The 235-nt window shown below is 48.1% G+C and carries 1 protein-coding gene; it reads right to left on the bottom strand.

Annotated features, from left to right (window positions below):
* On the bottom strand, positions 1-235 hold a 235-nt coding region (locus SB725_RS33955; RefSeq protein ID WP_410923794.1), incomplete at both ends, for a UvrD-helicase domain-containing protein.

Raw genomic sequence — 235 nt, 5'->3', positions numbered from 1 at the left:
CATCAGCTCCATCAAGAGGCGCTTACTGTCGTCGCTGTCCATGATGGAAAAATTGCCTTTTAGCGGAGTATGAATCAGCTCATAGCGCAAAAACTGTAAACCAAATTGGTGAAAGGTCGATACCGTTAACCCGCGCATTTTTTCGCTTGGTAGCAGTTTACTTACCCGCGCTTTCATTTCACGTGCCGCTTTATTGGTAAAGGTCACGGCGGTGATACGCTCAGCTGGCATGTCG

The sequence above is a fragment of the Pseudomonas sp. SIMBA_041 genome, assembly GCF_046535095.1.
Taxonomy (GTDB): Bacteria; Pseudomonadota; Gammaproteobacteria; order Pseudomonadales; family Pseudomonadaceae; genus Aquipseudomonas; species Aquipseudomonas mucoides.
This window is presented reverse-complemented; position numbering and strand designations above follow the sequence as displayed.